The 19,686-nt window shown below is 71.3% G+C and carries 16 protein-coding genes; 11 read left to right on the top strand and 5 right to left on the bottom strand.

The window, feature by feature from the left end:
• The 4 genes from GXW78_RS22960 to GXW78_RS22975 form a co-directional block, all read left to right on the top strand.
• On the top strand, positions 1-524 hold a 524-nt coding region (locus GXW78_RS22960; protein WP_338147824.1), incomplete at its 5' end, for an SH3 domain-containing protein.
• A 33-nt stretch (positions 525-557) separates the two neighbouring features.
• Positions 558-851 (top strand): SH3-like domain-containing protein, encoded by a 294-nt coding sequence (locus tag GXW78_RS28525; protein WP_211871240.1) that lies wholly within the window; start codon positions 558-560, stop codon positions 849-851.
• The gene (locus tag GXW78_RS28530; protein WP_211871241.1) at positions 848-1,135 is read left to right on the top strand and encodes an SH3-like domain-containing protein; all 288 of its coding nucleotides are present in this window, start codon (positions 848-850) and stop codon (positions 1,133-1,135) included. Before GXW78_RS28525 ends, GXW78_RS28530 begins: the two co-directional genes overlap by 4 nt.
• 2 nt (positions 1,136-1,137) lie before the next feature.
• Positions 1,138-1,722 (top strand): nitrile hydratase subunit alpha, encoded by a 585-nt coding sequence (locus GXW78_RS22975; protein WP_211871242.1) that lies wholly within the window; start codon positions 1,138-1,140, stop codon positions 1,720-1,722.
• Between the two features lie 619 nt (positions 1,723-2,341).
• Here the strand turns inward: GXW78_RS22975 and GXW78_RS22980 are convergent.
• Positions 2,342-3,322, bottom strand: a complete 981-nt coding sequence (locus tag GXW78_RS22980) for a transglutaminase family protein (RefSeq protein ID WP_211871243.1) — start codon at positions 3,320-3,322, stop codon at positions 2,342-2,344.
• 121 nt (positions 3,323-3,443) lie between these two features.
• On the bottom strand, positions 3,444-4,142 hold the full coding sequence (locus GXW78_RS22985; protein ID WP_246522560.1) for a CBS domain-containing protein: 699 nt from the start codon (positions 4,140-4,142) through the stop codon (positions 3,444-3,446).
• A 143-nt stretch (positions 4,143-4,285) separates the two neighbouring features.
• Between GXW78_RS22985 and GXW78_RS22990 the strand changes: the two genes are divergently transcribed.
• The 3 genes from GXW78_RS22990 (at position 4,286) to GXW78_RS23000 (ending at position 8,262) form a co-directional block, all read left to right on the top strand.
• On the top strand, positions 4,286-5,263 hold the full coding sequence (locus GXW78_RS22990; protein ID WP_211871244.1) for a TAXI family TRAP transporter solute-binding subunit: 978 nt from the start codon (positions 4,286-4,288) through the stop codon (positions 5,261-5,263).
• Positions 5,264-5,525: 262 nt separating this feature from the next.
• A complete protein-coding gene (locus tag GXW78_RS22995) occupies positions 5,526-7,544 on the top strand; it encodes a TRAP transporter permease (protein WP_211871245.1) in 2,019 nt (672 codons plus the stop codon).
• A gap of 31 nt (positions 7,545-7,575) precedes the next feature.
• Positions 7,576-8,262 (top strand): YjbF family lipoprotein, encoded by a 687-nt coding sequence (locus tag GXW78_RS23000; RefSeq protein WP_211871246.1) that lies wholly within the window; start codon positions 7,576-7,578, stop codon positions 8,260-8,262.
• On the opposite strand, the gene GXW78_RS23005 is transcribed toward GXW78_RS23000, so the two are convergent.
• The 3 genes from GXW78_RS23005 to GXW78_RS23015 all read right to left on the bottom strand — a co-directional run bounded on the left by GXW78_RS23005 (position 8,243) and on the right by GXW78_RS23015 (position 14,627).
• On the bottom strand, positions 8,243-9,301 hold the full coding sequence (locus GXW78_RS23005) for a glycosyltransferase family 4 protein (RefSeq protein ID WP_211871247.1): 1,059 nt from the start codon (positions 9,299-9,301) through the stop codon (positions 8,243-8,245). The two genes, GXW78_RS23000 and GXW78_RS23005, sit on opposite strands and share 20 nt — an antisense overlap.
• Before the next feature lie 112 nt (positions 9,302-9,413).
• Positions 9,414-11,462, bottom strand: a complete 2,049-nt coding sequence (locus GXW78_RS23010; RefSeq protein ID WP_246522561.1) for a YjbH domain-containing protein — start codon at positions 11,460-11,462, stop codon at positions 9,414-9,416.
• Positions 11,463-11,903: 441 nt separating this feature from the next.
• Positions 11,904-14,627: an SLBB domain-containing protein gene (locus tag GXW78_RS23015; RefSeq protein WP_211871249.1), complete on the bottom strand. Its 2,724-nt coding sequence runs from the start codon at positions 14,625-14,627 to the stop codon at positions 11,904-11,906.
• A 429-nt stretch (positions 14,628-15,056) separates the two neighbouring features.
• Between GXW78_RS23015 and GXW78_RS23020 the strand changes: the two genes are divergently transcribed.
• The 4 genes from GXW78_RS23020 to GXW78_RS23035 are packed head-to-tail and all read left to right on the top strand — an operon-like array spanning position 15,057 to position 19,681.
• On the top strand, positions 15,057-16,919 hold the full coding sequence (locus GXW78_RS23020; protein ID WP_211871250.1) for a heparinase II/III domain-containing protein: 1,863 nt from the start codon (positions 15,057-15,059) through the stop codon (positions 16,917-16,919).
• The gene (locus tag GXW78_RS23025) at positions 16,919-17,878 is read left to right on the top strand and encodes a hypothetical protein (RefSeq protein ID WP_211871251.1); all 960 of its coding nucleotides are present in this window, start codon (positions 16,919-16,921) and stop codon (positions 17,876-17,878) included. The genes GXW78_RS23020 and GXW78_RS23025 overlap by 1 nt, the downstream gene beginning before the upstream one ends.
• On the top strand, positions 17,872-19,119 hold the full coding sequence (locus tag GXW78_RS23030; protein WP_211871252.1) for an O-antigen ligase family protein: 1,248 nt from the start codon (positions 17,872-17,874) through the stop codon (positions 19,117-19,119). The genes GXW78_RS23025 and GXW78_RS23030 overlap by 7 nt, the downstream gene beginning before the upstream one ends.
• The gene (locus GXW78_RS23035) at positions 19,088-19,681 is read left to right on the top strand and encodes a sugar transferase (RefSeq protein ID WP_211871253.1); all 594 of its coding nucleotides are present in this window, start codon (positions 19,088-19,090) and stop codon (positions 19,679-19,681) included. The genes GXW78_RS23030 and GXW78_RS23035 overlap by 32 nt, the downstream gene beginning before the upstream one ends.
• Positions 19,682-19,686 lie beyond the last annotated feature (5 nt).

A 19,686-nucleotide genomic window follows, 5' to 3' on the forward strand; every position in this document is an offset into this window, starting at 1 on the left:
CGGGGGCCGCCGCTGGCGCCGCCGCGGTCCCCCGCCCGGCGGAACCGGCACCCGCGCCGGTGGCGCCGGAACCACAGGCCTCAGTCGGCGGGGTCACCAACCTGCCGCTGCCCCGTTTCGCTGCGCTGCGGTCGGATGAAGTGAACCTGCGCGCCGGCCCCGGCACGCGCTTCCCCATCGAATGGACCTATCAGCGGCGCGAGCTGCCCGTCGAGATCACCCGCGAGTTCGAGCTGTGGCGCCGCATCCGCGACCCGGAAGGAACGGAAGGATGGGTCCACCAGTCCACCCTGATGGGCCGGCGCAGCGCCATCGTGCGCGCTGCGCCGGGCACCGAGGCCGCCCTGCGCCGCCAGCCGGAGGACACCGCCCCGCTCGTCGCCCGCCTGCGGCCCGGCGTCGTCGTCCGCCTGCGCCAATGCGAGGCGCGCAGCGTCTGGTGCGAGGCACAGACCGGCGACCACCGCGGCTACATCCGCCGCGCGGATGTCTGGGGCGTCATGCCGGATGAGGAAGTGAAGTAGACGACCCGGTGCCGCCGGGCCTAGCCTCCTGTCATGCCCGACGACACGCCCATCCCTGCGATCCACGACCTCGGCGGCGCGGCGCGCTTCCACTGCACGCCGGTCGAGCACGATGAGGTTCCGCCCGACGCCTTCGGCAAGAAGGTCGACGCGCTGCGTCAGATCCTGGCGCAGAAGGGCCTGATGACGGTGGATGAACTCCGCCGTGGCATCGAAAGCATTCCGGAGAGCGAGTATTTCGCCCTCGGCTACTATGAGCGCTGGCTGCGCTCGGTCGCCGCGCTGATGGTCGAGAAGGGCGTGGTCGAGAAGGACGCGGTGGAATGACGCCGCGCTTCGCGCCGGGCGCCACGGTGCGCGTCAAGGATGACTGGCCCGAACGGCGCGGCCCCTGCCACATCCGGACCCCGCACTATATTCGCGGCCGCACCGGCACCGTCGTACGCCCGCTCGGCGCCTTCGCGAACCCCGAGGACCTGGCCTTTGCCCGGCCCGCACCGAAGCGCACGCTCTACCACGTGCTCTTCGCGCAGGAACCGATCTGGCAGGAAGGCAAGCCGGCCGACACCCTGATGGTGGAAGTCTTCGAACACTGGCTGGAGGAAGCCTGACCATGGCAGCCCCCCCGCGCCCCGACAGCATCGCCCTCCTCGACCGCCTGATCGCGGCGCTGGAGGCGAAGGGCATCGTCACCGAAGCCGAGATCGCCGCGCGCCAGGCGATCACCGACAAGGCGAGCCCCGAGACTGGCGCGCGCATGGTCGCCAGGGCCTGGACCGATCCGGCCTATCGCGCCCTGCTGCTGTCCGATGGCAAGGCCGCGGCCGAGCAGATGGGCGCGTCGATGGCGGGCGCCCCACCGCTGGGCGTGTTGGAGAACACGCCGGGCCGGCATCACCTCGTCGTCTGCACCCTGTGCTCCTGCTACCCACGCGCGGTGCTGGGCTATCCGCCCAACTGGTACAAATCCTTCGCCTATCGGTCCCGCGCCGTGCGGGAACCGCGGCAGGTGCTGGCCGAATGGGGCCTGAACCTGCCCGACAGCGTCGAAGTCCGCGTCGTCGACAGCACCGCCGATTATCGCTGGATGGTGCTGCCGATGCGCCCGGCGGGTACGGAAGGCTGGGACGAGGCGCGGCTCGCCGCGCTGGTCACGCGGGATTCACTGGTCGGTGTGGCGGTGCCGCAGGCCACCTGACCTGCGTGACACCAGGACCCAGGTTCTTCCGCCGCCGGAGATCGGAGCGGCGCTGCCCCATATGCGCGAAGACTGGCGGGAGCGGTCGGATCAGGAAGGGGCTCTGCCACTTCCCGAACCCTACCCCGGCAAAGGCCGAAGGACCTTTGCAAACCTCGACCTGGCGCTGCGCGCATAGGGCCGGACGATGATCGTCATATGGCTCTGCGCACTGAAGCGATTTGACGGCAGGGGAATGGCCTTCGCGCCCGGCGCCAAATGATGGCGGTCCAGGCCATCCATGGCCTGGCGGGGTGAGGCTCGGAGAGGGGCAGAGCCCCTCTCCGATCTGACCTTCGCGCAAATGGGCCCCTGCTCCTCCGAACCATCCCCCAGGAAGCGGGTCATCCTGGACCGCAGTCTGTTGGCCGGGGAAGCAACAGGAAGGCCACACCCCCGCGCATATTCGGGCACAGGGGCAGATTCGTGCTGGCCGCGCCGCCCGATACCAAGTCGAGGTTCGCAAAGGCCCTTCGGCCTTTGCCGGGGCGGGGTTCGGGGAGGGGCGACGCCCCTCCCCGATCGCTACTCACGAGACTTATCGCCGCGCCAATAGGGCAAGCGAACGTCGATCCAACGGTCAATCAGCAGGGCCGGCGGTGTCGGGCGGCGGTGGGGCGGGCGACGGCTCGACGGCCGGCGGTGCCTCGGGTGGCTCGAAGGGCGGCAGGGCATCGTCCGTGGTGCCCACCATCACGGCGACATCCACGTGCAGCCGGGCGAAGTCCTCGGGCTTGCCGAAATACCCGCCACCGACCGGCACCGCCTGTTCCGGCGTGCGCGTGGCGCCGACGCGGATCAGGTTCTCGCCGGCCACCAGCCCGTTGGTCGGATCGTATTCCACCCAGCCTGCGCCAGGGACGTAGATCGCGCACCACGCATGCGTGGCCCCGCCGCCCACCACGCCGGAACCCGCCGCGTCATATAGGTAGCCGCTGACGAAACGCGCCGCGAGACCAAGGCTGCGGGCCGCCTCCATCATCAGCAGCGTGAAGTCGCGGCACGCGCCCTTGCCGGATTCCAGCGTCTCGACCGGGCTGTTGGTGCCCTCGGCATCGCGCGCCTCATAGATGAACTCGTCCCGGATCGCCCGCGTCATCGCCTCGAGCATCGGCAGCGTCCGCGTCGCCCCGCCCTGCGCCAGGAAGCGCCGGGCCCAGGCGTCGATCCGCCGCTGCGGGTCGGGCAGGTGGCGTTCACGCAGCCGGGCGAGGTCCGGCGCCTCATCGGCAGCGTAGGAGAAGGGGAAGGTCTCGACGGTCGGGTCGACGGTCGCGCGCGGCTGTTCCGGCCCCGCGGGATAATGCGTCAGGTCGAGTTCGGAGATGATCTCGAGATGGTCGGTCCGCGCCTCCGGCTCCCAGTCGATCAGGCAGACGGAGTTGCCGAAGACGTCGTGCGCCCAGCGGGTGACGCGCGGCGTGGGGGAAACGCTGAGCGTCGCTTCATGCAGCCGCAGGTCGTGGCTGTCGCGCGGCCGGATCATGAGCCGGTGCGGCGTCAGCCCGACCGGGTTGCGGTAGTCGTAGCGCGTGATGTGGCGGATGCGCAGGCGGGCCATGCGGCGGGCTTTCCTGGAGTTGCAGCGTCCACCGCGCCCTCTGCGCTGCGGCCGTGTCGGGCCGGACCATAGTTGGCCGCAGCGTTCATGCGCGACCGGGAAAGGGCCGGCCCTCGTGTCCTCACACGCCCCCGTAGATGTACACCGGCATGGGCTGCGTCTCGTCCTTCACGCCCTTCACGCCGGGCGTGTTCTCCGCCAGCACGCGCAGGGCCTTCTGCACCGAATCGGACCGTCGGAAGCCGTGGAACGTCGCCACGCCGTCATGCACCTCGACCATCGTGTAGAAGGTGTCGGTCCAGGGCTGGCTCTTCATCGCCGCCAGCAGAGCGCGTCGGATGCGCTCGTCGGACAGTTCCGCATCGACATGCACCGGTGCCACCAATGCGCGCAGGAGGTCGGCGCGGCTGACGATGCCCGTCAGCTTGCCGCCGTCCACCACCACGACGCGGCGGACCTTCTGCTCCTCCATCAAATGCGCGACGTGCGCTGCGGTGGCATCCGGCGTCACGGACACGACCTTCTCTGTCATCAGGTCCGCTGCCGTCACGCCGTGGGTGCGGGCGAAGCGTTCGGCCTGCCGCGCCGGATCGGCGAACAGGGAGGCGAACCACGAGGCCGGCTTGTCCTCCTCACCCGCCAGGCGGCTGATCAGGTCGGCTTCGGTGACGATGCCGAGCACCGCACCTGCCGCATCGACCACCGGCACCGCCGAGATGCCGCGATCGGCCAGCAGGCGCGCCATGGCCATCACGGGCGTGTCCGGCGGCACGGTCACGACGTCAGGGGTCATCAGATCGCGGGCGGTCAGGCCAGACATGGCGTGCTCCTCGGGAAGGCAATGTCAGCAGTATACTACGCCAAAGCCGGCGCCACCTTGCGCCAAGTCAACGGCCGGGGCTTAAAGGAGTTGCCGATTGCGACTATCAGGTCCGATCGGTCCAAGAAAGTGGAGGAGTGAACATGTCCGGGATATCCCGCCGTCACATCATTGCAGGCGCCGCCGGCGCGCTGGCACTGCCGGGCTTGGCGCGGGCGCAGGCACAGCAGCAGCTTGCCATCGCCACGGGCACCACGGGCGGCGTCTACTACCCTCTCGGCGGTGCACTGGCGAACTACCTGTCCCGCGGCATCCCGGGCATGAGCGCCACGGTCGAGGTCACCGGCGGGTCGGTCGCCAACATGCAGTTGCTCGGCGCCAACCGCGTCGGCATCGCCATCACCCAGGTGGACGCGGCGGTGGATGCGCTGCGCGGCAATGACCGCTTCCGCGGCCGCCCGGTGCCGGCGCGCACCATGGCCGTGCTCTACACCAACCGCATGCAGGTCGTGACGGTCGCCTCCACCGGCATACGCAGCATGCAGGACCTCAAGGGCAAGCGCGTGTCCACCGGCGCGCCGGGCTCGGCGACCGAGGTCATGGCGTTCCGCCTGATCGAGGGCGCGGGCCTCGACCGCGACAAGGATTTCCGCGCGCGCGAGCGGCTTTCCCCGGCCGAGAGCACCAACGCGATCAAGGACGGGAAGCTTGACGCCTATTTCTTCGTCTCCGGCGTGCCGACCAGCGCGATCACCGACCTTGGCGCGACGCCCGGCGTGCAGCTCGTGATGATCGACCATGACGAGTACATCCCACGCATCGTCGAGAAGTACGGCCCTGTCTACTTCGCCGAGACCATTCCTGCCGGCACCTACCCCGGCCAGACCACGCCGAACCGGCAGATGTCGGTCGGCAACATCATGGCGGTGCGGGAAGACATGCCGGCGGATCTCGTGACAAAGATCCTCGATATCACCTGGAACAACCGCGAGGATTGGGCGCGGGTGCATTCGGCGGCGCGCGACTTCACGCTGGAAGGGCAGAAGTCGGCGGCGGCGGGCGTGCCGTGGCACCCGGCGGCGGAAGCGTTCTGGAAGGCGAAGGGCGCGACGCTCGGTTAGCGCGATTGGAGGGGCCCTGGCCCTCGAGGCCACCCCGCCAAAGGCCGAAGGGCCTTTGGAAGCCGTCACTTGGCGCCGGGCATGACGGGAACCCGGAACCCCGTCAGCGGCCTCGGTGCACAAGGGCGGGTTTCGTCGTTGGTTCGGCCTTTGCGCCCGGCGCCAGACATTGGTTTCCAAAGGCCCTTCGGCCTTTGGAGGGGTGAGGTTTGGAGAGGGGCAACGCCAACGCCCCTCTCCAGGTAATCGGAAAGAACAGCCCGTGACCACCACGCACAACCTCCCGCCCGAGGCCGCGACAGACGCGCTCGACGACGCCACCGCCGCGCGGGTCGAGGCGCTGATCGAGGAGGAGGAAGGTGCGCAGAACCGTTTCTCCGGCTGGCTCGGCTATGGCGCGACGTCGATCGCGCTGGCGATGTCGCTGTTCCACCTCTGGGCGGCGTGGGACATCGTGCCGACGACGACGCTGCGCTTCGTCCATGTCGGCTTCGCGCTGGTTCTGGGCTTCGTGCTGTTCCCGGTGCTGCGGCGTTTCCGCAACCGGCTGATGCCGTGGGACATCGCGCTCGCCGCCGCGGCCGTCTATTGCATCTGGTATCTCATCACCGGCGGCGACGACCTCCAGGACCGCTACATCTTCCCCGAGCCGATGGACATCGTCGTCGGCTGGATGCTGATCGCGCTGGTGCTGGAAGCGGCGCGCCGCACGACGGGGCCGGTGATGCCGGTCGTCGCGATCTGCTTCCTGCTCTACGGCTTCTACGGCCACCTCCTGCCGCCGCCCTGGCAGCACCAGGGCTATGATTCCGAACGGCTGATCCCGCATTTGACCATCACGCTCGAAGGCATATTCGGCACGGCGGTCGATGTCTCGGCGACGCTGATCATCCTGTTCACCATCTACGGCGCCATCCTGCAGGCAACCGGGGCGGGCAAGTTCTTCGTCGACTTCTCCTTCGCGGCCACGGGCGGCAAGGCGGCAAGCGCCGGGCGCACCGTCGTGCTGTCGTCCTTCCTGCTCGGCGGGCCGTCGGGCTCGGGCGTGGCGACGACGGTCACGCTCGGCACCGTCGCCTGGCCGATGATGAAGCGGGTCGGCTATCGCGGCGACGATGCCGGCGGGCTGCTGGCGGCCGGCGGCCTGGGGGCGATCATCTCCCCGCCCGTTCTCGGCGCCGCGGCCTTCCTGATCGCCGAATACCTGAAGATCGGCTATCTCGACGTGCTGAAGATGGCGGTGATCCCGACCATTCTGTACTACGCCTCGCTGCTGTTCATGGTGGAACTCGACCAGCGGCGCATCGCCGCCGAGCGCGGGGGCATCGACACCGTGGACGGCATGACGGTGGAGCCCATTCGCGTCCTGCTGCGGCGCCACGGCTTCCACTTCTCCTCGTTGATCGCGATCGTCATCTTCATGGTGTGGGGCTACTCGGCCACCATGTCGGTGCTCTACGCGATGATGGTCGCGGTCGCGCTGTCGTTCATCCGCCCCGAGCAGGCGCTGTGGCCCCGGCGGCTGGTCGAGACCCTGGCCGCGGGCGCCATCCAAGCGGTCGGCATCGCCGCCGTCTGCGCCAGTGCGGGCATCATCGTCGGCATCATCACGCTGACGGGGCTCGGGCTGAAGTTCAGCGACATCGCCATCCAGGCGGCAGGCGGGTCGATCGTCGTCACGGCGCTCTACACGGCGCTGATCGTCTGGGTGGTTGGGCTCGCCGTGCCAGTCACCGCCTCCTACATCATCTGCGCGGTGGTCGCGGCGCCGGCGCTCATGAAGCTCGGCGTGCCGGATTACGCCGCGCATATGTTCGTCTTCTACTACGCCGTGTTGTCCGAGGTATCTCCGCCCACGGCGCTGTCCCCCTTCGCGGCCGCCGCCATCACGGGGGCCGGGCCTTACCGCACCACGCTGCAGGCGTGGAAGTACACGCTGCCGGCCTTCCTGCTGCCCTTCGTCTTCGTCACCGACCCTGCGGGCGTCGGGCTGCTGCTCAACTTCACGCCCACGATGACTTGGATCGACGTCGTCTGGCAGTTCGTGCTGGCGGCTGCCGGCCTCGCGGCATTGGCAGCGGCGGCGCAGGGCTACGGCCGCCGCGTGCTGGCGGGGTGGGAACGCGCAGGCCTTACGGTGGCGGGCCTGCTGATGATCTTCCCCGCGCTGATCGAGCACTTCGCCGCCGACCTGCTGCCCTATCCGCATTGGATCGGGCTAGGGCTGGCCATAGGGCTGGTGGCGTTGCAACGGCCCAGGCCGGCCCAATTTCGCCCATAGGTTAATTTGTGCCGCATGATATTCTTCCATCATGCGACGCTTCGCCGTGCTGGCCCTGCTGCTGACCGGCGCCTGCGGGTCGTCCCCGGATGACGGCATCGTGCCGTCCGCATTGGTGCCGACCGCCGTCACGGAGGCCCTGTTCGGCACCGGCGAGCCTGTGGGCGAATGGGAGAATACGCCGTCCGAGCCTGCCGATGGCGAACCGGCCCTGCGGCTGCATCTGGGCTCCCGCCGCGGCATCGCGACGCTGCTGCAGGAGGAAGGCGACCGCCGCCTATGGCGCACCCCGGGCGGCGTCGCCGTCGCGACCGACGGCGCGCGTGTCGTGGCCACCGCCGGCCTGCGGCAGACGCTCGCCGCGACGCGCTTCGACGGGACGGACCTGCTCGCCCGCTTGCCGGAGCTCGGCGAAGGGCAGTGGCGCGCCACGCGGGTGGTGGATCTGATGCGCTCCGCCACCGACCCCACGCGCATGCGCTTCGGTGTCCGGCTCGATTGCCGCATGACCGTCGGGCCGGCCCCGGCCGAGGAGACGCTGCTGGTGACGGAGACCTGCCGTGGCGGCGCCAGCTTCACCAGCCGCTTCTGGGTCGATGCCCGCAGCTACGCCGTGTTCCGCTCGGAACAATGGGTGGGGGACGACCTGCCGCCCCTGGTGGTCGAGGTCGTGACCGCCCCCGCCACCCCCACCGAGATCATCCCGCTGCCCAGGTGAGCCCAGCGCGGCGCACGCGCCGCGCGACGTACACCGCCCAGACGATCTGGGCGGCCAGTGCCGGCAGCACGATCAGGGGCTTCGAGGACGGCGTCATCTGCAGGAACAGCGTGACCAGCACGCCATGGAACAGCACGAAGCCCCAATGCACGCCGGCGACCGTCCGCACGCCGAGGCCCGACCGCTGCGCCATCTGGTACAGATGTGTCCGGTGGCCCGCGGCCAGGCGTTCCCCCATCAGGGCACGACGCACGAGGGTGAAGGCGGCATCGAACAGCAGCCCGAACAGCAGCAGCGGCACGATCAGGAAGGACACGGCGGCCGCATCGAAGCGCGCCGCCGCCACCGCGAGCACCGCCATCATGAAGCCGAGGAACTGGCTGCCGACATCGCCCATGAAGATGCGCGCGGGATGTAGGTTGAACGGCAGGAAGCCCGCGAGCCCCGCCGCCAGCAGTAGGGATGCGGCGTAGACGAACCAGCCCCCCTCCTCCCCCGCCACGACGCACAGGATGACCGCGGCGAGGAACACCGACCCGCCGACCAGCCCGTCCAGCCCGTCCATGAAGTTCAGCGCATTGGTGCAGCCGACGATCCAGAACAGCGTCAGCGGCAGGCCCACCCAGCCGATCGACACCTGCCCGACCCAGGGCAGCGCGAGGCGATCGATCACCAGCCCGGACGCCACCGCGACCATCGCCGCCACCGCCTGCGCCGCGAGCTTCAGGGAAAAGCGTAGATCCGCGGCATCATCCCACAGCGACACCGCCGCGATCGCCACCGCGGCCCCGATGACGCCCAGGAATTGCGGCGGCGGCAGCCGGGCATAGGCAGCCCCGAAGTACAGGGCCGCCATCCCGACGACGAAGGCCAGCACCACGCCCACCCCACCGCCGCGCGGCGTCGGCCGCGTATGGGAGGACCGCGCATTCGGATGGTCGAGGATCGGATAGGCAATCATGAGCCGCACCGTCCCTGCTGAAAGCAGGGCCAGACACAGCGCGAAAGCAAGATGCTGGAGGATGGCGTCGATCAGCATGGGTGGCAGGGGCTATGCCCCGGTCGCGGCGGGGCGTCCAGCGGCAGCGGGGGGCTGTGCCCTTCTGGAAGCGTGAAGGTCATGGCGAAGGCGGTGTCGGTCCAATGCCGCCTCACCGCGTGAACCACGCCACCCCCCGTTGCAGCGCCTCCTCGCGGCCTTGCCGCGTCACCTCCCATAGCGGGTTCTCCACCGCGAGCCGCTGCCCGCCGTCGCGCTGCACCGGGCGGATCACCGCCCCCATCGACGACCGCGTCCGCAGCCCGAACAGGTCCAGCGGCACACGGATGAAGATGCCCTTGTCGAAGGAGCCCTCGCCGAACTGCGCATACGACACATCGGTCAGCGTCGCGAAGGCGCCGACCTCGATGCCGGAATCGAAGCGCCGCGCGATCTCGACGGTGCCGCCCCAGTCGCCCGCCAGGTACCGCCCGCCGCGCAGTGTCGTCGTCAGGTTCCACCATGGCAGGTCGAGGTAGAGCGACACCTGCCCGGTCGTCACCCGATAGTCCTGCACCCCGAAGCGCTGGTCGTAGTCCCGCTGCGCCACGTAATTGACGTCGAGGCCGACGGCATAGGGCTGGTCGTGCGGCCGCCACAGGATCTCGCCCGAGACGCCGGCGAACATCGGCTCCAGATACCCCGCCGTCGCGCGGGCGAAGACGTCCGGCGCCAGCGACCAGATGCGCTCTGCATAGAGCGAGGTGACTGCGAGGTCCCGCCCCTCCTCCGCATAGAGCGCGTAGTCCGAACGTACATGCGGCAGCAGCGAATCCGATGGCGCGGCGTTGGACAGGTTCTGCGCCACCACCTGCGCCACGCCCCCGCCGATCGAGAAGCCGGCGCCGAGTTCCATCCGCGCCCCCGCCGACACTGCCGCCTGCCACAGCACGGCGCGGGACGGATCACCGAGGAGCAGCCGCAGGCCCGGATCGACCCGCCAATCGAAGAACGGGCCCGGTGCGCGCACCGCGTCCTCGAAGCCGTCGCCGGGGGCCATCAGCGTCGCGGTCGCGAAGATTTCCTCGGCGCTGCCCTGGCCGCGCGCCGCCGCCTCCATCGCCGAGCGGAGCACCATGATGCGCGCGATCTCCACGCCCGCCAGCGACCAGGCGACGACCACGCGCTCCACCTGCCGCGGCAGCAGCGGCTGCGCCGCCCGCATCACGCGCCCCGCCACCTGCGCCAGCGTGCGGTACGGGCCGTCGCCGACGGCGATGCGCGCCTCCTCCCCCTCGATCGCGACGGCGCGGGGGCTGAGCCCCGTCGCGCGCAGCGCCTCGAACAACCGGGGGGCAATGAGCCGCGCCTCGGGCGAGGCATCCTCGGGCCGCGCAGTCATCGGCGGCGGGCCCGGCAAGGGGATGCGCGGCGGATCGTCCGGATTCATCCGCACCGACGCGCGCAGCAGGATGTCCGTGCCGTTCACGTATTGCACGCCGACATCCAGCCACTCATTCGTCCATTGCACGCCGGCATTCACGCGCGATGCCGACAGGCCGCGCAGCCCTGTGGCGTTGCCCGGATAGCCGCCGCGCTCGTCGCGCAGCCGGTCGCCGCTGAACTCGATCTTGGCCCGCAGCCCGTCCAGCACGCCCCAGGGTGTGTCGATCGGCGGCACCGACCATTCGATCCCGCCAAAGAAGGCGATGTCCTGCCCGTGGAAATACGTCCCCCAGCGCGGCGTGCCACCCTGGCCCACATTGCGCTGCCGCTCGGCGAAGCCGCCCCACAGATCGGTCAACGGATTGCCGGTATCGGCATACGTCCCGAGCCGCCCCCAGCCGATGCCGGCGCTGAAGTCGAAATCCCAGAACCGCTTGGACGCGACGAGGTATTCCCCGCCATAGATCCCCGTGCCGGCGATGTCCTGGATGCCAAGGGCCAGTGCCGGCCGCCAGTCATTTTCCTCCCACAGCCGGATCTTGATGTCGAAGGACCGGTCCGAGACCATCCCTTCCCCCGTCGTGCCGTTCAGTCGTTCACTGAGCCGGAAGGTCGTCTCCAGCCAGGGCAGGGCCTGGAAGTTCAGGAACCAGAAATTGCGCTGGTGCCGCAGCGCGAAGCCGGCCTCCAGCGTGCCATCGGGACGGAAGCGCGCATTGCGCATCTCGATGAGGCCGACACCGCCCCAGTCGGAGCCGGTTCTCTCCACCGGCATTCCCGGGACCTGCGCCCCTGCGGGAAAGGCGAGGAGGACGGCGATGATGAAGACGGAGAGGGGCTTTGCCCCTCCCCGGACCCCACCCCACCAAAGGCCGAAAGGCCTTTGGAAACCTCCGTCTGATGCCGGGCACGGCTTGCGGTGCTTCATGGCGGAGGTCGCGTTGCGCCCGGTATCCTGAATCGATTCGGGGCCTCGGGCGCAGCGACCGTCGTCTATCCGGCCGCGCGCCGCGCCGTGCTCCGAGTGTTCAGGTATCGTGTCGGGCCCGGCGCCCTGGACCGACACCGGGCGTCGGGCCCAACGCACGCTCTCCCTTGGTCCAACTGCCGCGCGTGGCACCAATCCAAGGTTTCCAAAGGCCTTTCGGCCTTTGGCGGGGTGAGGTTTGGAGAGGGGCGGCGCCCGTCTCCACCGCCAACAGCGCCGCAACACCACCTATTGCCCGGCCTCGCGCGCAATCACGGCCAGCGCGGCCGCGGACACGGACACCTGCCCCAGCACCTGCGTCAGGTCCCGCACGAAGCCCCAGGTCTCATACGGGCTGGGGTCCTGCGGCACGACCACCAGGCTGCCGGGCGGCACCGGCGGCCCGCCCTGCTGCCAGGCGCCGAGGCCCGCGCTGGTCGACTGCCCGTTGGGCAGCACGATGAAGGCGCGGGACGGATCGGCGAAGCGCTGCGTGCCGCCGGAAGCGCGGACGTAGTCGGCGGCGCGCCAACCGGAGCGGAACTGCAGCGACCCGGCATTGAGCACGGAACCCACGACCGTGACCTCGTTCGGCCGCTTCGGCACGGCGATGATGTCGCCGGGTTCCAGCAGCACGTCGAGTTCGGGACGGGCGGCGAGGATGACGGGATTTGCCTCCACCACCATGCGCCCGGCGGCCCGGGCCTCGCGCAGCGAGTTGGCCAGTTCGCGCCCCGCGCTGATGGCGGCGCCGAGATCGACGCCGGAGGCGCGCGAGCCCGCGACGGCCTGGCCGGAGGCGACCTGGATCAGGCTGGTCTCCAGCTCGCGCGCGGTGCGGGCGAAGCCTTCCTGCTGACGCTCACGCACCGAGATCCGGGTGAAGACGGCCCCATACGGATAGGCATGCGGCGTCAGCCCGCCGGCCCGGGCGATGACCTCCGACAGGCGCTCGCCACGTCGGATGTCGTAGGTGCCGGGGCGCAGGAACTCACCGACCAGGATGACCGGGCCGGTGTCACGATCCCCGAAGCCGCGCGGGATGCGGATGGTGTCGCGCGGGGAAAGGCGGATCGCCGCGAAATTGCGGCTGCCGAGGTCGAGCCGCGTGCGCGCCAGCGGGATGGCGCCGCCGGTGTCGGGCGGTTCGCGCGCGAATTCCACCACGCGCAGATCGGCAGCGTCCGACAGGCCGGCGGCGGCCGCGATCACCGTGTCGAGCCCCGTATCGTCGGTGATGGGAAACAGGCCCGGCGCGCGCACTTCCCCGGTCAGCACGACCGACTGGTCCAGCAGGAAGGCCGGCAGGTCGGGGTAGTCGAGGTAGACCTGCGGACAGGCCGCGTTGCCGATCTCGGGAAACCCCGCGCCCTTCACATGGGCGTAGCGCTGCGGGGAGGCGCGCGAGGCGAGCGCCAGCGCCGTCAGCGCCGGGCAATCCACGGCCGGCGGTGCGTTCGGCACGGCCGCCGGCGCCTCCCCCCGCAAGGCTCGCTGGACCGCCGGCGAGGTCAGAAAAACGATGTCGGACCGCGCGAAGACGATCACCTCGTCGCCCTCGCGCAGGGGCATGTTGGCGCGGCCTTCCAGCACGCGGCCGAGGTCGAAGGCCAGGAAGCCCCGCTGGCCCGTGCGCGCATCCGCCCGCCAGATGACGCCGAGCCGCACATAGGGATCGTTGCGCAGCAGCCGCCGATCGGAGATCAGTCCGCGCAGCGTCTGGCTCTGCCGCCCGCCCGTCGCCGCGCGCGTGACCGGGATGGCGACATGGCCCGCCAGGCGCACCGCATTGGCGACGACATCGGCGCCGGGCTGCACCAGCACCGCATCGCCGCGGCGGACTGCGGATGTGGGCGCCAGTTCGGCGAAGGAGCGCCGGCCGGCGCCGTCGCCCTGCTGCACCAACAGACGGTTGCCACCCTGGCGGATCGTGCCGCCTGCCAGCGCCAGCAGGTCGCCGAGCGGCGCCGCCGCCATCCGCGCCGGCAATTCGTAGATGCCCGGTCGCGCGACGTCGCCGGCCACCGCCACGGTGCCGCCGACGGGCGGAACGATGATGCGGTCGCCTTCACGCAACCCAAGATTCGCTTCGCCCGGCGCATCGGCGATGACGGCGTAAAGGTCCACCACGCGCCGCCCGCGCGGCCCCTCGATGCGGATGGCGCGCAGCGATCCGGTCTTGCGCACCCCGCCCGCAGCCGACAGCGCATCCAGCAGCGTGGACAGCGCGTTGGGCGGCTGGAAGCCCGGCCGCAGCACCTCTCCCGCGACGAAGATGCTCATCTGCCGGACCTGACCGATCGAGACGAACACCTCCGACCCGCCAAGGTCGCGCGTCGCGAGCCCCTCCAGATGCGCCCGCAAATCCTTCAGGCTGCGCCCGGCAGCCGGAATGGGCGCGAGGTCGGGCAGCAGCAGGTTGCCGTCGCGCCCGACCCGAAGCGTGAGCGTCTGCCGCGCCCGGCCTCGGAAGGCGACGATCAGCTCGTCATCCGGACCGAGGACGTAGTCCTCCGGCAAGGCGCCGAAGCCCTGCGCGGGCGCACCGCCGCCACCCCGGAAGGTCTCGTAGCCGAACTGCCGCAGGGGCGCCCCGTCGAGCCGCGCAGCGAAGAAGGCTTCGGCTGCGGAAAGCGGCTCCTCGGGCACGGACGGCGCCGGCAGCGCCTGCGCGGCATAACCCGGCGCGGGAAAGACCGGTGCGGCGCGCGGCAGGCCCGACGGCGGGCCGCGCGTCGCTCCGCCATCCAGCAGCCGCTGCAGCACATCCTGCTGAGTGCCCGGGGGCAGCCCGGGCAGCGACGCCCCGCCCGGCATGACTGGCGGCAGGGACGGCGGGGCCAGCAACGCAGACCCGGCCGGGCCGGTCTGGCCCGAGGCCGCGGCCGACAGGCCCACCAGCCCTGCCGCCACCACCGGCAGGAACCGGCGGACAAGCCTAGGCCCGCGGAGCCTCGCCCATGGCCAGGTCATCGGCGGCGGTCATGCCGCGCCGGGTGGCCGGGCGGCCCTCCACGAAACCAAAGCTCCCATACCCGGCCAGTCGAGGGGCTGACGGGTATCGAACGCAAGCCGGGCATCGGGCGCGGTGGCACGGGATCAGAACGCCTAGCGACAATTTGAGAATTTATTATACAACTTATTGGTGATTGTTAACCACCGGATAGCCTCGCCCTGAGCAAGAGCGCCATTCCTGACGAGGCTGTATCAACCGCGCCCCGCCGAGGGTCGGGGCGGCCGCTGCTGCTGCGCGCGGATGCCGCCCGTCGGCTCGGCCCCCGCGCCTGCCTGCTGTTTGCATGGCACCGGCTGGCGCTGCGCAGCGGGATCGCGTCGCTCCGGCTCGGCGATGCAGCGCTGCGCGCCGGACCGCTGCTGCCTGCGGCAGCGCCCGACGGAGCGATGGAGGGCGACGCCGCAGCGCTCGCGGCCGCCGCGCACGCCGCCATCCCGGCGAACTGGCACGGACCCTTTCCGGCCAATGCCCCGTCCCTGGGCATGGACCTGTTCTCCCCCGGCGACATCCGCCCCGTCTGGGAAGCGAACCGGTTGCTTGCGGTACCACTGCTCGCTCTGGCGGCTCGGATCGCCCCGGCACACGGCCATCTCGTCCGCGCCGAAACCCTGCTGCACGAATGGGTCGCAGCGAACCCTCCGTTCCGCGGCCCCGCCTGGGCCTGCGGCCAGGAAGCGGCGCTGCGCGCCATGCATCTATGCCTGGCCCTCGCGCTGCTCGACGCCGACCGCACACCCTCATCGGCCATGCGCGTGCTGCTGTCGGCGCACGCCCGGCGCATCGCCGCGACCCGCGCCTATGCCGCCGCGCAGGACAACAACCACGCCGTCAGCGAGCCGGCCGGGCTCTTCGTCATCGGCCTCGTGCTCGGTGACCCGACGCTCGCGCGGTGCGGTGCGCGCGGCCTGGCGCGCGCTGTGGCGCGGCTGGTCGCACCGGACGGCGCCTTCGCCCAACCCTCACCCGGCTACCACCGGCTGTTGCTCGATACGCTCGCCGTCGCGGAGTGGTTCCGCCTTCACCACGGCGCACCCCCCTTCGCGGCGCCGTTCGCCGATCGTGCGAAGGCAGCGACGCTGTGGCTACGGCGCGTGATGGAGCCGACGACCGGGGTCCTGCCGCGCTGCGGGGCGGTGGATGATTCGGTCTTCGCCGACCTCTCACTGCACGGGACGGCCGATGCGCGCGGCAGCGTCGGGCGGGCGGTGGCTCTGTTTGCGGCGGACGGCTCTGCTGGAGGGGCTTTGCGCCTCCAGACCACCCCACCAAAGGCCGAAGGGCCTTTGGAAACCTCGTCTTGGCTCCGGGTCCGGCTGACGGGATTGGTGACGCAAGGCACGCCGGGGGCCGTTGAACCGGCTCCGATACCAGGCGGGGCCCCATCGCCGCTGGCGCTCAGCATCCCGTTCCCGCCCATCGCCGCAAGACAAGCCCGTGTCCCGCGCACGACGACGGTTCCATCACCTCGAACGAACCACAGGGCCCGGCACCATATCGAGGTTTCCAAAGGCCCTTCGGCCTTTGGTGGGGTGAGGTCCGGAGAGGGGCAAAGCCCCTCTCCGGTCGCCCCCTATTCGCCCCCACCGGACGCCCCCCCTCCAGCCCGCACCTGGCGCACCGAGGGCTGGTACGGCGCATCGACCGACCGCTTCCGCCTCCTCCTCCGCACCGGCGCACCGCTTCGCTTCCGCCCGGCGCAGAACGACCTGCTGCATCTCGACCTCGCGCTGGATGGCGCGCCGCTGCTGATCGATGGCGGAACCGGCGCGTATAACCCGCCGCCGGGCCGCGACTGGTGGACGGCGGCGCTCGCCGGCACGGCCGGGCACAACACGATCCAGTTCGATGGGGAGGAGCAGATGCCGCGCGTCGGCCGCTTCCTGTTCGCGCGCTGGCCCCGCTGCCGCGCCGTGCCCGGCGGCGCTGCCCTGCGCGACGCCGCCGGCCGGCGGCATGACCGTTGCGTGGATCTGTCGGGCGGCCGGGTCGTTGTCGCGGATCGCGCGGCCGGCGCCTTCTCGGCACTGGTGCTGCGCTGGCGGCTGGCGCCGGGCGAATGGCGCCTGACGGACGAGGGGGCGGCGGGGCCTCGGGCACGTTTGCGGCTGACCGCCGACGCGCCCCACCGCCTTCGCCTCGCGCAAGGCTGGCACAGCCCGGCCTATGGCAGGGTGGAGCCGGCGCCGGTGCTGGAACTCGCGGCGGCGGCGCCCGTCTCGCTTCTGACGACGCTGGTCGAGGCCTGGTGATGCCGCTGTCGTTGCTCCTGTCAGGCCTGTGGTGCCGGCGCTGGCAGCTGCTCTCCATCATGGCCGTGCTCTGGATCGGCGGCGCCACGCTGATCCTGCTGACCCCACGCGCGCATGTGGCGCAGTCGGTGGTGGCGCCGGCGGAGACGACGTCCTTCGCCGTCTCGACCCTGCTGTCGCCCTCGCCCTTCGCGCCGGCGGGGCTGCTCGACACCCGGCCGAGCGGGAATTTCGCCGTCTATCTCGGCGCCCTGCGCTCACCCGAGGCGGCGACGATGCTGACGCGCGACACGAGCATTGCCGAGGCGCTGACGCGGCGGCGGATGGCAGGGCTCGGCGGGGCGTTGCGCGCCCTGCTCGGCGCCGATCGCCCGGCCGATGCGGATGACGTGCTGGACTGGCTGACGCGCAACCTTGCCGTGACGCAATCGCTGGCCTCGGTGACCTGGACGATCGAGATCGCGCAGCAGGATCCGGCGCTCGCGCTCGACATGCTGCGACGGCTGCACGGCTTCGCCGAAGCCAAGGTACGCGCGGATCTGGCGGAACAGGCCGGCCGCCGCGTCGCCGCGCTGGAACGGCGCATCGCACGGGAAAACGACGTCTTCCTGCGCAACAGCCTGTACGAGCTGCTGGCCCAGCAGCAGCGCGCCGGACTCGTTGTGGCCGCCGATGAATCCGTCGCGGCGCGGGTGGTCTCGGCGCCGATGGTCGAGGCGCGTCCATCCCTGCCCAACCGGCCCCTGCTGATGGCCCTGCTGGCCGTGGCGGTGCCGGTCGCGGTGCTGCTGGCGGCGGCGGCGCTGCTGCTGATGCGCTTCAACCCGGTGCGGGCAGTCGTTGCTGCGGCGGCACCCCCGCCCGCACGCCAGCGGCAGGAGCCGGCGATGATGCCGGCTGGCCTGCCCGACCGGCCGCCGCCGCCGATCCCCCCGCCGCGTGGCATCGGCGAATGCTGACCGGCATGCGGGGGCTCGCGGGGCTCACCGGCATCCTCGCCGCCGCGCTGCACTTCGCGGGGGCGCTGAAGTCGACGCCGCCAGGCGCCGCGATGCCCGTCGATCTGACGGCCATGGCCGCGCTCGGCCTGCTGGCGACGCTGCCGCTGCTGGTCGCCGGGCATCATTGGCGGCTGGATGCAACGATCGGCCCACCGCTCGCCGCCTGCGGCGCGCTGTGGCTGTGGATGGTGCTGGCTGGCGCGTGGAGCCCCTCGCGCGGCATCCTCGCCGCCAAGCTGCCCGATGCAGTGCTGCTGGGACCTGCCATGCTGCTGGCGGGGATGGCGGTGGCGGGGCATCCCCGCGCGCTATCGCGCTGTGCCGGCGCGGCGCTGGCGATCGGCACCTTCGTCGCCGCGACCATCGCATGGGGTCTCGCAACCGAGAGCATCGTTCTCGGCGGCCAACCAGGATCGAGCCCGGAGCTGCTCCGCGTCCAGTACCAGATCGCCGGGCTGGCCATTGCCTCGGCCGCCGCCCTCGCGGCGGTCCGGGCGGCGGAGGCGCGGCGCTGGGCGGCGCGGATCGGCTGGCTCACGCTGGCCGGGCTGCTGTCGGCCTCGGCGCTGCTGCCTGGGGGACGGGCGGCGCTCGCGGCACTCGCCCTGGCGTTGGCGGCAGCGCCGGCCATCGTGCTGTGGCGCGCGGGCCGGCGCGGCGTCGCGCTGCTCTGGCCGGGCCTGGTACTGGCCGCAGCCGCCGCCGTGCTGCTGGTGGTGCAGTCGGATCCGCCGCTGGCGGCCGGGCTGCGCACGCTGGAGCGCCTCTCGCAGGGGGAGGTCGCCGAAGCCTCTGGCCGGCTGCCACTGTGGCGCGCGGCGACCGAACAGGGCGGGGCGGCGCTTCCCTGGGGGCTCGGCACCGGCGGCTTCACCATCGCCGCGGGGCACGGCGAACGCCGGGCGCTCTATCCGCACAATCACCTGCTGGAAGCCCTGGCGGAAGGGGGGCTGCCGGGCTTCGTCCTGTGGCTCGCGGCCTTCGGGGGCGGCGGCGCGGCGGCGGTGCTGCTCGGCGCACGGGTCGAGGCCGAACGGGCGGCACGCATCGCCGCACTGACCCTACCGGTCGCGCTGTCGGTGATGGTCTCGACCGATCTCGGCAATCGGATGGCCTGGCTGGCGCTCGGGCTCGCCCTCGGGTTGGGCGTCACGGCGGAACCACGGCATGTACCGGCGCTTCGGCAAGCGGGGGTTTGACCTCCTCGCCGCGGCGCTGCTGATCGCGGCGCTGGCACCGGCTATGGCGGCGGTCGCGCTGGCGGTGCGGCTGGCGCTCGGCCGTCCGGTGCTGTTTCGCCAGGTCCGCGCCGGGCGCCACGGCGCGCCCTTTATCCTGCTGAAGTTCCGCACGATGCGGGAAGGCGCCGGCGACGACGCCGCGCGGATGACGCGGCTGGGCCGCGGACTCCGGGCGATCGCGATCGACGAATGGCCGCAGCTCGTCAATGTCCTGCGCGGGGAGATGAGCCTGGTCGGCCCCCGGCCTCTGCCCCTCGACTACCTGCCGCGCTTCTCGGCCCGGCAGGCATCGCGGGTCTCGGTGCTGCCGGGCCTTGCGGGGCTGGCCCAGGCGGCGGGACGCAACGCCGTCCCGTGGGAGGCGCGGCTGGAACTCGATGCCCGCTATGCCGAGGCGCCGCCGCGACTGTCACGCGACCTCCGGCTGCTGCTGCGCTGCGCCGTGCTCGCTGCCACCGGCCGCGGTGCTGCCGCCCCCGGCCACGCAACCATGCCGACCTTCGAGAAAAATCGAGCATAACCCCT

Origin of the sequence: Neoroseomonas terrae, assembly GCF_018129025.1 — a bacterium.
GTDB classification, from domain to species: Bacteria; Pseudomonadota; Alphaproteobacteria; order Acetobacterales; family Acetobacteraceae; genus Neoroseomonas; species Neoroseomonas terrae.